At 71.2% G+C, this 14837-nt stretch carries 16 protein-coding genes; 5 read left to right on the top strand and 11 right to left on the bottom strand.

The genetic code is table 11. The annotated features are described in order from the left end of the window. Positions 1-75: 75 nt before the first annotated feature. Positions 76-1242 (bottom strand): hypothetical protein, encoded by a 1167-nt coding sequence (locus tag AB0I81_RS21265; RefSeq protein WP_360659062.1) that lies wholly within the window; start codon positions 1240-1242, stop codon positions 76-78. Between the two features lie 80 nt (positions 1243-1322). Between AB0I81_RS21265 and AB0I81_RS21270 the strand changes: the two genes are divergently transcribed. Both AB0I81_RS21270 and AB0I81_RS21275 read left to right on the top strand, forming a co-directional pair. Next, a complete protein-coding gene (locus AB0I81_RS21270) occupies positions 1323-2009 on the top strand; it encodes a TetR/AcrR family transcriptional regulator (protein ID WP_360659064.1) in 687 nt (228 codons plus the stop codon). 25 nt (positions 2010-2034) lie between these two features. Further along, a complete protein-coding gene (locus AB0I81_RS21275; RefSeq protein WP_360659066.1) occupies positions 2035-2427 on the top strand; it encodes a hypothetical protein in 393 nt (130 codons plus the stop codon). 116 nt (positions 2428-2543) lie between these two features. On the opposite strand, the gene AB0I81_RS21280 is transcribed toward AB0I81_RS21275, so the two are convergent. Beyond that, positions 2544-2906: a MerR family transcriptional regulator gene (locus tag AB0I81_RS21280; RefSeq protein WP_360659068.1), complete on the bottom strand. Its 363-nt coding sequence runs from the start codon at positions 2904-2906 to the stop codon at positions 2544-2546. A 78-nt stretch (positions 2907-2984) separates the two neighbouring features. Between AB0I81_RS21280 and AB0I81_RS21285 the strand changes: the two genes are divergently transcribed. Next, entirely contained in the window at positions 2985-3635 is a 651-nt protein-coding gene (locus tag AB0I81_RS21285) for an SDR family NAD(P)-dependent oxidoreductase (protein ID WP_360659069.1), read from the top strand. Positions 3636-3838: 203 nt separating this feature from the next. Here the strand turns inward: AB0I81_RS21285 and AB0I81_RS21290 are convergent, their stop codons facing one another. The 6 genes from AB0I81_RS21290 to AB0I81_RS21315 form a co-directional block, all read right to left on the bottom strand. Beyond that, on the bottom strand, positions 3839-4558 hold the full coding sequence (locus AB0I81_RS21290; RefSeq protein ID WP_360659071.1) for a GNAT family protein: 720 nt from the start codon (positions 4556-4558) through the stop codon (positions 3839-3841). Positions 4559-4799: 241 nt separating this feature from the next. Then, entirely contained in the window at positions 4800-5882 is a 1083-nt protein-coding gene (locus AB0I81_RS21295; protein WP_360659073.1) for a DNA alkylation repair protein, read from the bottom strand. A 30-nt stretch (positions 5883-5912) separates the two neighbouring features. Further along, positions 5913-6410 carry an SRPBCC family protein gene (locus AB0I81_RS21300; protein WP_360659075.1) on the bottom strand — a complete coding sequence of 166 codons (498 nt, stop codon included), beginning with the start codon at positions 6408-6410 and terminating at the stop codon, positions 5913-5915. After that, complete coding sequence (locus tag AB0I81_RS21305; RefSeq protein WP_360659077.1) at positions 6407-6787, bottom strand: metalloregulator ArsR/SmtB family transcription factor; 381 nt, start codon at positions 6785-6787, stop codon at positions 6407-6409. The genes AB0I81_RS21300 and AB0I81_RS21305 overlap by 4 nt, the downstream gene beginning before the upstream one ends. A 147-nt stretch (positions 6788-6934) precedes the next feature. Then, entirely contained in the window at positions 6935-8710 is a 1776-nt protein-coding gene (locus AB0I81_RS21310; RefSeq protein WP_360659079.1) for an NAD+ synthase, read from the bottom strand. 79 nt (positions 8711-8789) lie between these two features. Continuing rightward, positions 8790-9983, bottom strand: a complete 1194-nt coding sequence (locus AB0I81_RS21315) for an MFS transporter (protein ID WP_360659081.1) — start codon at positions 9981-9983, stop codon at positions 8790-8792. 59 nt (positions 9984-10042) lie between these two features. Here AB0I81_RS21315 and AB0I81_RS21320 point away from each other — a divergent pair, with 59 nt between their 5' ends. After that, a complete protein-coding gene (locus tag AB0I81_RS21320; protein ID WP_360659083.1) occupies positions 10043-11041 on the top strand; it encodes a DUF5937 family protein in 999 nt (332 codons plus the stop codon). Here the strand turns inward: AB0I81_RS21320 and AB0I81_RS21325 are convergent. Then, positions 11032-12081, bottom strand: coding sequence for a terpene synthase family protein (locus AB0I81_RS21325; RefSeq protein ID WP_360659085.1), 1050 nt, complete (start codon positions 12079-12081; stop codon positions 11032-11034). The genes AB0I81_RS21320 and AB0I81_RS21325 overlap by 10 nt on opposite strands. A gap of 32 nt (positions 12082-12113) precedes the next feature. Further along, on the bottom strand, positions 12114-12659 hold the full coding sequence (locus tag AB0I81_RS21330; RefSeq protein ID WP_360659087.1) for a hypothetical protein: 546 nt from the start codon (positions 12657-12659) through the stop codon (positions 12114-12116). Between the two features lie 152 nt (positions 12660-12811). Here AB0I81_RS21330 and AB0I81_RS21335 point away from each other — a divergent pair, with 152 nt between their 5' ends. Beyond that, entirely contained in the window at positions 12812-14173 is a 1362-nt protein-coding gene (locus tag AB0I81_RS21335) for a glutamine synthetase family protein (RefSeq protein ID WP_360659089.1), read from the top strand. Positions 14174-14201: 28 nt separating this feature from the next. Here AB0I81_RS21335 and AB0I81_RS21340 read toward each other — a convergent pair whose 3' ends face one another. Continuing rightward, positions 14202-14771, bottom strand: a complete 570-nt coding sequence (locus AB0I81_RS21340) for an AAA family ATPase (protein ID WP_360659091.1) — start codon at positions 14769-14771, stop codon at positions 14202-14204. Positions 14772-14837: the final 66 nt, after the last annotated feature.

Here is a 14837-nt window from a genome sequence, read left to right on the forward strand (position 1 = left end):
AGGAATCTCGCGGAGGCTCGGAGGATCGGCCGGAGGGATCTCGCGGGCGCTTGGGGGATCGGCCGGAGGGATCCGCTAAGGGGTGACGTCCGCGGGGAGTAGTTGCTCGGTGAGTAGCCGCCGGACCTGCTCGGGGCCGGTCACCCAGCGCCGCAACAGCTCCCATCCATGGAAATATCCGAAGATGTACGGGCTCATCGGCGACGGCTTGAGCAGCCCGATCGAGATCGCCACCTCTTCGTCGCTGTACAGCGACCATTTGGCCAGGTACGCGCCCAGTTCGGCCTCGCTCCGCCCCTCCTCGGCCAGGAACGTCGCATTGCCCCAGACGCCCCACAACACATTCTTGGCCCGGTGCACGGCCGCGAGATCGCTCCCGTCGGGCCGGATCCCGAACTCGGGAAAGATGTTCGCGTTCAGCCAGACCTGCGCATCGTCCCCGGGGAACAGCACCTCCTCGGCCAGCAGCCCGAGCCCCTCGCTGAGCACGAACGACGGCGACAACATGAACCGCACCCGCTGCTCCGGCCGCTCCCCGAGATGCATCTCCTTGAGCATCGACTCGGCGATGTGCCCGGGATGCCCCTCGTGGGACACCAGATACAGCAGGTCCGCCAGGTTGAACGGGATCGACTTGTTGATGTGGATCGTCGACTTCAGCCCGCCCTCATATTCGCCCGCCCCATGGAAGGCCACGCCCTCCACGAGCGCGCATTCCACGACCTCGCCCTCCGGCAGCGCGATGATCGTGCTCGCGGTCCTGGCCCGCGTCTCGGCCACGGCTTTGGCCACCAGTTCGGGCAACCGCTCGATGTCGGCCAGGGTGTGGGCCGCCTGCCAGGCCCGCAGCCGCTCGGCCAGCGGGCCGGGTGTCTTCGGCAGGGCCGCGTCCAGGTCGGCGTGCGCCTGCTCGAACACCTCCTCCGGCACCCACCGCGGCTCCAGGCCCAGGCACTGCGCGCCGTACTCGGCCAGCGGCAGCCGCTCGCCGGCCAGATGACGGGCCATGGCGCGGATGGGGCGTACATGAGCGGCCAGATAGGCGGAAGGGGCGCTCTCCAGCAGCCGATCCGCCTCCTCCGCCAGCGCCCGGGCCGCGGCGGGCTCCTCGGCCGCGACCCCGGCGGCCCACTGCGCCGGGCCCCGGTAGATGAGCACGGTTCCTCCCGAGTCGCCGCTCGCCAGCCGGTTGGTCCGCAACGCCAGCATCGCGTAGTCCCGCTGCCACTGCCGCTCCGTCATGAGCCCTCCTCTGTCGTCCATCGGGTGGCCTAAGCTAGCCGTACGGTTTTCCGTACAGTGCACGGAAAGAAGGGCCCGGGATGCCCGAGTCGATCTGGTTTCGCGACGACGCCCGCCGGCGCAGGCCACGGCTCTCGCGTGAGCGCATCGTCGAAGCCGCCGTCGCCCTCCTCGACGCGGAAGGGGCGAACGGCCTGTCCATGCGCGCCCTCGCCGCGCGGCTGCAGGCGGGGACGATGTCCCTTTACGAGTACGTCCAGAGCAAGGAGGACGTCCTCGACCTGGCGCTGGACGAGGTGTTCCGCGAGATCGACGAGCCGCGCGAGCCCGGTCCCTGGCGCGATTTCCTGATCAGTCAGCTCACGCAGAGCCGCGCCGTCATGCACCGCCACCCCTGGGTGCCCGCGCTCACCGCCACCCGCCCGCTGCTGGGACCGAACGCGCAGGCCCGCTCCCGCCTGTTCTACGGGGCGCTGACGGACGCCGGACTCACCGGCCCCGAGCTCACCGCCGCCGTGGGGACGCTGTCCTCCTACGTCAACGGGTACGTCGCGTCGGAGAACATCTGGTGGGAGCGGATGCGCACCTCCGAGGCGGACGCCGAGATCCGCGCGAAGGTCGACGGTCACCTGCGGGAGAACTCCACGGAGTACGCCGACCAGGCCCAGGTGGGCAACGGCGACTTCGACGGCCAGTTCCTGATGGGACTCGATCTCATCCTCGACGGCATCGCCTCCCGCCTGCCGGAAACCGGGCTGCGGACCTGATCTCCCGGGCGGTAGCGTTGCGGGCGTGTGCACGTACGGGGAGGTCCACTACAAGGTCCACTACGTCTGCCTGTCCTGCCGCCGCTCCTTCAAGCAGCCCTGGTACAGCGGCGAGCACCGCTGCGCCCGTTGCCGCCGGCCGATGTTGTACGCGGGGCACGACTTCGCCGCGCCGCGCCGGGCGGACGAGCGCGGGTGGCGGGCCGTCGTGGCGGTGCTGGAGGCGGGGCTGCGTTACGAGGGGTTCGAGGCTTGCGGGTGCGGGCGCCAGCCGAAGTTCCGGCCCCGTACGAGCGCGCAGGTACGCGCCCGGCGCCGCGTGGCGGCCCGCAACGGCCTGACCAACGCCCAGGCCCTCGCACTACGCGACCCATCCGACGCCCAGGCCCCGGCCTTGCGCGACCCGTCCGAGGCGTAGGCCCCGGCGCTACGCGAGCCGTCCGAGGGGTGGATCGGCCGCGAGGTGCGAGGTGCTGTGCGTGGGCAGGGCGCTGGCTCCTGTCAGAGCCGAGGTGAGTGGCGGCTTGCCTCCTGTCAGCGTTGGGCGAGGACGGTGGCGAGCAACGAGTCGAGCGCGCTCTGGGAGGTCTGGAGCCGTTCGATGGTCTCGGCGATGCGGCGGCGTTCTCCGCGCAGGTGGCCGACCATACCGGGACAGGCGACCGGCACCGTCCGCCCGCCGTCGTCGCGTACGCAGTGCAGCAGTCGCGCGATCACGGCAGTGGGCAGGCCGGCGGCGAGCAGCGCACGGATGTGGCGGACGGCGGCCACGTCCGCGTCGCCGTACTCGCGATAGCCGTTCGGCAGCCGCCGGGGCCGCAGCAGGCCCTGCTCCTCGTAGTAGCGCAGCAGCCGCCTGCTCACCCCGCTCTCGCGGGCCAGGTCACCGATCCTCATACGCACCTTGACCTTCACATCGATGTGACGCCTTACCGTCGCGACTGATGACTCGCAACAACGTCAAGGAGCGGATCGATGCCAGGAGTGGTGATCATCGGGGCGGGGCCGGGGATAGGGCGGTCCGTGGCCCGCAGGTTCGCCAGGGAGAGCCTGCCGGTGGCCCTCATCTCGCGTACCGGCGACGCCCTCGGCCTCGAAGGGGCGCTCACCTATCGGGCCGACTGCGCCGATGAGGACGGACTGCGCGCGGCGCTCGACGCGGCGGCGCGGGGATTTGCAGGCACGCCGGACGTCGTGGTGTACAACGCCGCGATCATCCGCCCTGACTCCCCGGGCGAGGCGAACGCGAAGGTCCAGCTCGACGCCTGGGCGGTCAACGTGGTGGGCGCTCTCGTCGCGGCCTCGCACGTGGCGCCCGCGATGGCGCGGCGCGGCAGTGGCACGTTCCTCCTCACCGGCGGCATGCCCGAGCCCAAGGCCCGCTACGTGAGCCTGTCCCTGGGCAAGGCCGGCGTACGGGCGCTGGTGGCGATGCTGGCCGAGGAGTACGGGCCGTCGGGCGTCCACGTGGCCGGCGTCACCGTCGCCGGCACCGTCGCCCCGGGAACAGCCTTCGATCCGGACGACATCGCCGAGCACTACTGGCGCCTGCACACGCAGCCCCGCGACCAGTGGGAACAGGAGGTCCTCCACACGGGCACCCACGATCACCCCTCGGCAACGTGACCCCGGCGGCCGGCGGCACAGGCACAGGGTGTCAGAACGTGACACCGGTGGGGCAGCGCGGCACTCCCGCAGGGCGTCAGAACGTGACACCGGCGGGGGCGGTGCGGCACTGGCGCAGGGTGTCAGTCCGTGACACCGGCGCGGCACTGGCGCAGGGCGTCAGCACGACACCAGCGGGCGTGGCGCGGCACTCACGCAGGGCGTCAGATGGTGAGCTTCCAGAACCAGCCGAGCGGGCGCAGGCCCAGTCGCCCGGCCACCCGCTGGGAGGAATGGTTGTCGGCGCTGGTGCTGTAGAACAGGTGGATCCCAGGCAGCAGCCCGGCCCAGACGGCGGTGGTGGCGGCGGCGTACCCCTGGCCCCGATACGCCGGAGCGGTCCACGTGCCTGCCTCGGCGCCCAGCGGGGTTCGGCGGGGAGTGTGGCAGATCGCGGCCACCTGGCCCTCCTCGACGATCATCGCCCAGGGTGCTCCCTCGCCGCCGCCGATGAGCTCCTCCCACTCCTCCGGCTCCCAGTTGCCGGGGCGTAGCGGATGAACGAGGCGGGCATGCGCGGGCTCGTCGGACCGCAGCACCTCGGCCACCGCGCCGCCGGACCGGACGGGCGGGCTCACCAGGTAACTCGGCCCACCCGAGATCGCCACCCCGTCGCCGCCCAGCAGCTTCCGGCAGTCCTCCAGCACGTCCGGTGGCGTGCCGGAGGGAGAGGGGACGCTCTGGCCGACGATGTCGAGCAGCCGTCCGGCGAGCGCGTCGGCCACACCGGACGACACGGCCGCGGTCATGCCGTCGGACGCCACGCCGATCACCACGTCCTCCGGCCCCGGCAGCCGTCCACGCGCGTCGAGACGCCAGATGACGCCCATCTCGATCCTGACCAGGTCGATATCCCGCAGAGACTCCCCATCGACCCCCGTCACGCGACCACCGCCGCAGGTCTCGCGGGCGTCTCCGAGAGCGTCGAGGGTCCGGCGAAGATCATGGGAACACCGTCCTGGACTCGGCGAGGGTGGCTGCACCCGTCCGGGGCCCGGCGGAAGCGGTTGCACTCGTCCTGGACTCGGCGGAAGCGCCTGTACTCGTCCAGGGCTCGGCGGGGGCCTCCGAGGTGGTCTTGGCTGCGGCCGGAGTCAACCGGGATCGCCGTGATGTTGGTAGAGGTCACAGGGCCGCCTCGGGGTCGAGCAGGGTGAAGGGGATGCTGGCCGCCACCCTACCGTTGACGATCACATCGAGCTCCCTGGCGCCGGGCGGCTCGTCGCGGGTCGTGACCGGCCGGAAGGAATGGCTCTTGCGTACGGTGAACGTTTCTCCGGAGCCGTTCGCCGCCCGCTGCCCGAGGTGGAAGACGCGCCGCGACCCCGGCCGCCTGATCGCGTATTTCAGCAGCACCGGCCCCGCCGCCTCCGACGTGACCGTGATCGTGAACGTCAGCTTCCCGCCGACGGCCACCGTCTCCGACTCCAGGGTCAGCGTCTCGACCGCGCCGCTGCCCGGCGTGGCGCCCACCAGCGTCAGCGCCCGCGGATGGCCGGCGCGCAGCAGGCCACGCACGGCGTGCCGCAGCACCTTCTCCACGTGCGAGCCACCGGCCGCGCGCCACCGGGTCAGCAGCTCCAGCGCCACGTCAGGATGGTCCTTGGCCAGGTCATTGACATGGTTGGCGACCGAACGGCGCACGTATTCGCTCGGGTCGTCGCGCAGCCGGTCGAGCAGGGGCAGGGTCGGCCCCGGCGTCATCAGCCAGCCGACCCGCCGCGCCCACGGCAGCCGTGGGCGCGACCCCTCGGAGGCCAGGCGGCGCAGGTGCTCGTCGGGGGACTCTGCCCAGTCGAACATGATCTTGAGTGCGTCGTCGCGGTGGTGCTCCAGATAGGGACGGACGGCGAACTCTCCCGTCGCGTACGGCGTGAGCGCGGCCAGCGTCTCCATCCCGGCGTGCAGATGGTCCAGCCCCCGGACGGCCGTGTGCTCCGTCGCGGGCCAGCCGCTCCACATGTCCAGATCGCCCCGCCCCGCGCACTCCCGTACGAACTCGGCGGCCAGCGGATAGGGCACGGTCAGCGCGTCGTGCAGGGACGTGGCGACGTGGGACACGCGCGCCTTGAGCTCCAGGCCGTCCAGGCCCGCCAGCGCGGCGGCGGTGAAGCGGGCTCGCGGGAACGGAGCCCAGGCCGCGCTCAGCCCGTCGGCCAACACCGACACCGAGCGGGCGTTGATCATGTCTTTGAGAGGTTGGGCCACGCGGGCAACTGTGCCAGGCGGCACCGACAATTACGCGCGGGCCTGGTCGAGGAAGTGCTCCTTCATCGAGGGGTAGTAGTCGGCGAAGTCGGGGGCCGGGGATCCATCGCGGGAGGCCACCAGCAGGTCGAGGTAGTACTCCCAGCCGGGGCCGATGTCCCCGACGCCGTCCGGGGAGTCGAGGTGCTGGACGAAACGTAGCTCCGTCACGCCGTCCGTCTCGGACAGCAGCAGCTCCAGGTGCCAGGCGCCGTGCTCGTCCAGCGACGAGATCGCCAGGCGGTGCGGCGGCTCGCAGGCGTCGATGCGCATGTCGTACCAGGGCTGCTGATCCTCGAACACCAGCCGCACCTTGATGGTGTTGCCGGGCGCGGCGTCGCCCTCCCAGGGGCCGAACCAGCGGGCGGTGCGGTCGGACTCGGTGATACTGGCCCAGACGTCGTCGGCGGGCGCGCGGAAAGTCCTGGTGAGGACCAGGTCGGCGCCCTCGGCGGTGCTGAACAACCGGCCGGTGGGGATGGGGCTCATGCGGTTCTCTCCTCTCCTTCGCCGCGCGAGCCGCCGGGCTGCGGCTCGGATTGGTCGCGGCGTTCGCGGCGCGTCCGGTAGACCTCTGTCTCCAGGGCGTCGAGGCGGTGCTCCCACCCGGTGGGCCGGGCGAACTGGCCGAGCCAGCCGACCAGCTCACCGAACGGCTCCGGATCGAGTGTGTAGAGGCGCTGCCTGCCGACGAGCTCGGCGCGTACCAGCCCGCTCTGCCTGAGCACCCGCAGGTGGCGGCTCACGGCGGGGCGGCTGATCGCGAAACGCTCGGCCACCTCGCCGGCCGAGAGCCGGCCACCGCGCAACATCACGAGTATCTGCCGCCGCACAGGGTCGGCGATCGCTCCCGCCACCTCGTCCACGCCATGAAGCGTAACCTACTGGTTACGCGTCACGGAAGAGGCCGCAGCAGGTCGGACGAAAGGGGCTGCAGCAGGTCGGACGGAAGGGGCCGTGGCCGGTCAGGCGGAAAGGGCTGCAGCCGGTCAGGCGGAAGGGGCCCCAGCCGGTCAGTTCGTGGTCTCGCGCCACCGGTTGGTGATGGGCAGGCGGCGGTCGCGGCCGAAGTTCTTCGGCGTGATCTTGGGTCCGGGCGGATACTGCCGCCGCTTGTACTCGGCCACATCGACCAGCCGGATCACCCGCGTCACCAGCTCGGGATCGTGCCCGGCCGCGATGAGCTCCTGCGAGCCCATGTCCTTCTCCACGTAGTCGTCCAGCAGCCGGTCCAGCACCTCGTACGGCGGCAGCGAGTCGGTGTCGCGCTGGTCGGGCCGCAGCTCCGCGCTCGGCTCCTTGGTGATCGAGTTCTCCGGGATCGGCTGCTCGGCCAGGAGCAGGAACCCGGGCCCGGAGTGGGCGTTGCGCCACCTGGCCAGCTCCCACACCATCGTCTTCGGCACGTCCTTGATCGGCGCGAAACCGCCCGCCGAGTCGCCGTAGAGCGTGGAGTAGCCCGTGGCCAGCTCGCTCTTGTTGCCCGTCGTCAGCACCAGGTGGCCGTGCTCGTTGGACAGGCCCATCAGGATCATGCCGCGCACCCTGGCCTGGAGGTTCTCGGCGGCCAGTCCCGACAGCTCGATCTCCTTCTCGAAGGCGTTGACGATCTCCGAGATCGGCGCCACCTGCGCGACGATGCCCTGCCTGCGCACCAGGTCCTCGGCGTCGGCCAGCGAGTGGTCGGAGGAGTGGCGCGAGGGCATGAGCACCACGTGGACGCGCGAGGGGCCGATGGCGTCCGAGGCGATCGTGGCGGTCAGCGCCGAGTCGATGCCGCCGGACAGGCCCAGGATGACCGACTTGAAGCCGTTCTTGGCCACGTAGTCGCGCACCGCGAGCACCAGCGCCGAGTAGACCTCGGCGTGCGGGTCGAGCCGCTCGGCGAGCCTGGCGGGCTCGGGCGGGTAGGGCGCGACGGGCTCCCGCGACAACACCAGGCGCTCGACCGTGATGGTGGAGCCGTCGCCCGCGTCGTACGGGTACGTCCCAGGCTCGGCGTCCGAGACCGGCAGCCCGTCCAGATCCACGACCAGCAGCTCCTCCTTGAACTGCCCGGCCCGCGCCACCGGCTCGCCCGAGGCGTCCACCACGATCGAGTCGCCGTCGAAGACGAGCTCGTCCTGCCCGCTGACCTGGTTGACGTAGGCGAGCGCGCACCCGGCCTCACGGGCCCTGCGGGCGCACAGCTCCAGCCGTACGTCGTCCTTCTCCTTCTCGTACGGCGAGGCGTTCGGCGCCACCAGCAGCCCGGCCCCCGCCTGCCCCACGACGGCCACGGGGCCGCCCTCCTGCCAGAGGTCCTCGCACACCGCGATCGCCACATCGACCCCGTGCAGCCGGAAGATCGGCAGCCGGTCGCCGCGCACGAAGTAGCGGTACTCGTCGAACACCCCGTAGTTGGGCAGGTGGTGCTTGGCCGTGCGGGTGACCACCCGGCCCTGGTGGAGCAGCGCGGCGGCGTCGAGCGGCGCGCCCTTCGGCTGTCCCACCCGGGGGGCCAGCCCGGCGCGGTCCACGTAGCCGACCACCACCGGCAGCCCGCCCAGGCCCTCCCGCTCCAGCCTGCCCGCGACCTCTTCCAGGGTCCTGATGCTGGCGTCCACGAAGGACGTGCGCAGGACCAGGTCCTCCACCGGGTAGCCGGTGAGGTACATCTCGGTGAAGACGACGAGATGAGCTCCCCGCTCGGCCGCGTCGCGGGTCCACGCGACCAGCTTGTCGGCGTTGGCGCTCAGATCGCCGACCGTCGGGTTCGTCTGTGCCAGAGCAATGCGCAGTTGAGCCACATATGACAGCCTAATACGCGTTCATTTTTATCGTCAAAGCGACGATAAGACGGCATTTCCGGAAATCGCGGTACCCCGGTCAGCGGCGCCTGATCGCCGGTCCGAGCAGCAGCATGCCGACCGCCGACACCGCGCCGACCCCGCCCATCGTGAACCACAACACCTCGGAGCCGAGCGCCAGCAGCGGCCCTCCGAGCATCGGCGCCAGCACGGCCGCCAGCGACCACGCGAACCCGAACAGCCCCGCGTACCGCCCGCGCAGCTCGGGGGGCGCCAGCGCGGCCGTGACGGCCCCGGGGATGCCCGCCAGCACGATCTCTCCCGCCGTCCAGACCGCGATCGTCGCCGCAAGCCCGAGCGTGCTGGTGACGAACGCCGTCATCGCGAACCCCGCCCCCATCACGGCCAGCCCCAGCGCCAGCGTGCGGGCCGGATCCCTGCGCCCCAGCCACCCCGACACCAGCGGCTGCACAACGACGATCAGCACCCCGTTCAGCGCCATGGCCAGCCCGAACTCCTGCGGCGACAACTTCACGACGTCGGTCATCGCCACCGGCAACATCGTCGTCGTCTGCAGGTAGAGCAGCGCGTGACCCAGCATGACCAGCGTGAACCCGACCATCACCCGGTCGCGCAGCACCACGCCGAAGCCGCCCGCCGCGTGCCGCTGCGTCGGCCTGGTCTCCGGCACCGCCCGCCACACCAGCACCGCGAACACCACGCTCGACACCGCGTCGATCCAGAACAGCCAGAGGAACCCCTGCCCGGCCAGCCACCCGCCGGCCGTCATGCCCACCGAGTAGCCGAGGTTGATCCCCCAGAACAGCAGCCCGTACGCCCTGGGCCGCTCCTCGGGCGAGACCAGGTCGGCCACCAGGGCGTTCGAGGCGGGCCTGTAGACGTCGATCACCAGGCCGAGCCCGAACATCGAGACCAGGATCGCCGGCAGCGAGGTGCTGTACCCCAGCGCCAGCATGAACACCGCCGTGGCCAGCATGCCGCCCGACAGCGTGGCCCGGCGCCCGATCCGGTCCGCGAGCACGCCGGCGAGCAGCTGCGACAGCAGTGAGCCGGCGCCGAACACGCCCATGACCACGCCCGCGGCGGCCACCGACAGGCCGCGGCTCTGGGTCAGGTACACGCCGGTGAACGGCAGCACCATGGTGCCCAGGCGGTTCACCAGCGTGCCGCCCCACAACGCCCAGAACGGCCGGGGGAGGCCACCGAACTTCGACCTCAGGAAGGAGGGCTTCTCCGCGATAGCGTTCGACACGGGTCAAAGCGTGAGATCTGCGGTGTCAAGGCGCGAACGATTTAGCGCACACTAAAAGCATGGCCATCACGTGGGTACTCAGGCCGGAGGACGTGGCGCGCATCCGGTTCGCGTTCTCCCCGATGTGGGAGCTCGTCGCCAGCCTGCGCACCCTCCAGCAGCCCGCCAGGCAGTCCATCCACCTGCCCTGGCTCAAGGCCGTGCGGCCCCGGCTGGCCGGGCTCGACCTGGCCGAGCTGTTCGCGCTCGTGCCGCCGAGCGGATACCTGGCCGACTTCATCACCCCGCCGCCCGACACGCCGATGCCCGACTTCGCCGCCGAACTCGACCGGGTCAGGAGCGCCTCCCCCGAGCTGGCCCGGGCGGAGGCCGCCCGCGTGAAGAGCACGAACCCGGAGGCGATCGCGCGGTTCGTCGCCGACCCCGAGGCGGGGGTGGCCAGGGTCGCCGACGCGCTGCGGGCGTACTGGCAGGAGTGCTTCGCCGAATTCTGGCCGCGCGTGTACGCCCTGCTGGAACGGGACGTGCTGCGCCGCTCGCGGCAACTGGCCCAGGGCGGGGCGCGCGAATTGTTCGCCGGGCTCGGGCCCTCGGTGGTCTGGACGGGGGAGCGGCTGCTCATCGACCGGCCATGGTGCCTGTCGGACGGGGTGCACGGCGACGGGCTCGTGCTGGTGCCCAGCGCGTTCTACTGGCCGGCGGTGGCCGTGATGTCGGCGCCGTACCAGTCGATGCTGGTCTACCCGGTGCAGGGCGTCGGCACGTTGTGGGAGCAGGGCCCGCCGCCCGCGCCCGGCGCGCTGGCCGCGCTGATCGGCAGGAGCAGGGCACTGATCCTGCTCGCGCTCGCCGAGCCCGCCACCACCTCCGCGCTGGCCGCCCGCATGTCGCTCACGCCCGGCGCGGTCAGCCAGCACCTCGGCGTGCTGCGCGGCGGCGGGCTGGCGGTGGGGATGCGGATCGGCAAGCAGGTCGTCTACCGCCGCACCCTCGCCGGCGACATCCTGGCCGCCGGCCCCGGCCCGCGTGAAGACCCGCCGGTCACACCCTACGCGTAGCGCTTCGACTCCAGGAGCCAGTCCAGGTGGGCGCGGGGCGCGGCCAGGTACGCGCAGGCGACCTTGCTGACGTCCCTGGCAGTCTTGGGCTCCAGATCGTCCAGCGGCAGCCGCCTGGCCGCCTTGCGCATGTCCTGGCAGCGCGCGGCGATCCGGTCCAGCACCCAGTCCGTCGCCTCCCGGTCGCCCAGCCCGAGCTGCCGCATCGCCAGCACCACGAAGTTGTGCGCGTCGCCGCGCTCCTTGGGCCGCGAGGCCACGTCGTTGCACCACGCCGTGACGTCGCTGCAGGCGTTCACGAGCTCCTGCCACGGGTCCGACTCGTGCACCCAGACCGGCACCTCCACCCGCAGGCATGGCTCGACCAGGTCGTACAGGTAAGGCCCCACCGTGCCCCTGCGCAGCTCCGGGTACTCCTCCAGCGTCGGCATCCGCCCGGCCGCCCGGTTCTCGGCCTCGGTACGGCAGGCGTCGTACTGGCGCTGCAGCCCCACCGCGAACCTGGCCCGCCACTGGTCGCTCATCCGCACGCTCGTCACCCGCCACAGGTCGGCGAAGGCCGCCTCCAGCGGATGGCGCGAGGCGCCCTTCAGCATGCCGTGGAAGATCTCCAGCGGCCCAGAGCGCTCGTCGAGCTCGTCGTCCAGGTGGAACAGCCAGGTCAGCCACTGCGCGAACAGCGCCGCCGCGGCCGCGTCGAACTCGGCGAACGCCCGGCCCGCCATGCGGTGGTATCCGACGCCGGGATCGGCCCGCAGGCCGGTCCTCCTGGCCCAGTCGATGACCGCGGCCTCGATCGCGTACACGGCCGGGTGCATCCTGCACGGCGTCGCCATCGCGGGCACCCGCTCGGTCAGCGGCAGCAGCGCCAGCGCGGCCGAACCCCCTCTGCGCGGCAGCGGCAGCAGGGACGCCAGGGCGGCACGCACTGTCGTGAGCACCGTCGCGCGTACTGCGGCGAATACGGTGGTGCTGTTCGCGGCGGCTTTCACCGTACTGCTCACCGTGCCCTTCGCTGTGCCCTTCACGGGAGTCTTCACCGTGCTCTTCATCGTGGCTTTCACAGGGGCTTTCACAGGGGCCCGTAGAGCCAGTTGCCGGCCGCGTTGGGGTCGCCGCTGCGGTAGTAGTCGGCTGCGGCCAGGACCAGTTCGTCCACCGTGAGCGAACCTCTGCCCGTCCGGTCCAGCCGGTCGAACGCCTCGTCCACGTCGTCGTAGGCCACCCCGAAGGCGCACAACATCGTACGGAACTCACCCGGCCCGATCACCCCGTCCCCGTCGCCGTCGCACAGTTCCGCCACCGCCAGCGTGGCGGGCCTGAAGACCGGGTCGTAGTGGTCGCCCTCGACGAACGCCGCCGTCATCCCCCGCAGGAAGTCCGGGCGGGCGATGCCGGAGTCACCGTCGCGTTCGAGGGTCTCCGACAGGGTGGACCAGATGCGGTCGAAGCTGTCCACGAGGCTCGCCCCGGTGACCGAGGTGGGTGACTCCCCGAAACCCACCAGCAGGCGGGCGCCCAGCCCCAGCAGGTCCTCGCGCTCAACGACGCCGTTGCCGCCGGCGTCGATGTGGTCGAACGCCCGATCGAGCTTGTGATTGAGCAGGTCGATAGCCACCAATGCCTCCCCCGAGACTGACTGCGTGATCACAGTAAGTCGGGGCGGGCCCTTTGTCAGCGAGGCTCGCACCGGCACCCCCCGTAACGTGTGCGAAACACGGACACGGCATGCTGGGATAGAAGTCGTTACTGTTCGTCAAAGGGGACGCTGTGGACCGCCAGCAGGAGTTCGTGCTCCGCACGCTAGAGGAACGCGACATCCGGTTCATCCGGCTCTGGTTCACTGACGTGCTCGGCTTCCTCAAGTCCGTGGCCATCGCGCCCGCCGAGCTCGAAGGCGCCTTCGCCGAGGGCATCGGGTTCGACGGCTCGGCCATCGAGGGCTTCGCCCGCGTCTACGAGTCCGACATGCTGGCCAAGCCCGATCCGGCCTCGTTCCAGATCCTGCCGTGGCGCAGCGAGACGCCGGGCGCGGCGCGCATCTTCTGCGACATCCTCATGCCCGACGGCTCGCCCTCGCACGCCGACCCGCGCTGGGTGCTCAAGCGCACGCTGGCCAAGTGCGCCGACATGGGCTTCACCTTCTACACCCACCCGGAGATCGAGTTCTTCCTGCTGAAGAACCGGCCGGAGCCGGGCGTGCGGCCTGAGCCGATCGACTCGGGCGGCTACTTCGACCACACGCCGCACAGCTCGGGCCACGACTTCCGCCGCCAGGCCATCATGATGCTGGAGTCGATGGGCATCTCCGTCGAGTTCAGCCACCACGAGGGCGCGCCCGGCCAGCAGGAGATCGACCTGCGTTACGCCGACGCGCTCACCACGGCCGACAACATCATGACCTTCCGCCTGGTCATGAAGGAGGTCGCGCTGGAGCAGGGCATCTGGGCCTCGTTCATGCCCAAGCCGTTCACCGAGCACCCCGGCTCCGGCATGCACACGCACATGTCGCTGTTCGAGGGCGACAGGAACGCCTTTTACGAGGCCGGCTCCGACTACCGGCTGTCCAAGATCGGGCGCTCGTTCATCGCGGGGCTGCTCAGGCACGCCGCCGAGATCACGGCCATCACCAACCAGTGGGTCAACTCCTACAAGCGGCTGTGGGGCGGCGCCGAGGCCATCGCCGGGCAGGGCGGCGAGGCCCCCTCCTACGTGTGCTGGGGCCACAACAACCGTTCGGCCCTGGTCCGGGTGCCGATGTACAAGCCGAACAAGGCCGGCTCCACGCGCATCGAGTTCCGCTCGCTCGACTCCGCCTGCAACCCCTACCTCGCCTTCGCGCTGATCCTGGCCGCCGGGCTGAAGGGCATCGAGGAGAGCTACGAACTGCCGGCTGCCGCCGAGGACAACGTCTGGACGCTGACCAGCGCCGAGCGGCGCGCCCTCGGCATCCAGCCGCTGCCCGGCTCGCTCAACGACGCGATCGAGGTCATGGAGCGCAGCGAACTGGTGGCCGAGACGCTCGGCGAGCACGTCTTCGACTTCTTCCTGCGCAACAAGCGGGCGGAGTGGCGCGAATACCGCCGCCACGTCACCGAGTTCGAGCTGGGCCGTTACCTGCCCGTCCTCTGAACGGGCCGGGCGGCTTTACGGCTTTTCATCAGAACAATCGACGCCGGCCGGGATCGGCGTCCCTGACCGAGTCGAACAGGATCTCCTCCAGCAACCCGGCCTCGGCGCGGTCCACGATGCGCGCGCCGGTGGCCGGCGTGAACCTGCCGCCCTTGACCCGCGCCAGGAGGCTCTCCCACCTGCGCTGGTGGCGCGCGAACGTCCTGGGCGCCACCACCCGGCCCCTGACCCGCTGGCCCGCCAGCGCCAGCTCGGGCGCCGTGTCCAGCAGGAGCAGGTGGAAGTCCGCGCCGTGCCTGCGGGCCAGCCAGGCGAAACCCCGCAGCACGTACGGGCCGCAGCCCCGATTGTGCGCGATGACCGCCTGCCCCTGGTTCAGCGCCTGCCTGATGCGGCTCAGATGTGTGGCGAAGACCACAGCGCGGCGCACCGGGTAGGGCGCCCAGGCGAGCCTGCCGTGCCAGTGCAGCTTGGCCTGCGAGGAGTCGATGACCACGGCGCTCCCGGCCGCGACGGGCACGCTTTCCGCGCCGTGCATGCCGTACAGGCGTTGCAGCAGCGTGGTCTTGCCCGCGCCAGGCAGCCCCGTCAAAATCACCAGGGATCCTGGCGGATAACGCAACCGCGCCCCGTCCACAGACAACACCCTCCGCCCGATCTGCCG

Origin of the sequence: Nonomuraea sp. NPDC050404 (assembly GCF_040655495.1) — a bacterium.
Classification (GTDB): Bacteria; Actinomycetota; Actinomycetes; order Streptosporangiales; family Streptosporangiaceae; genus Nonomuraea.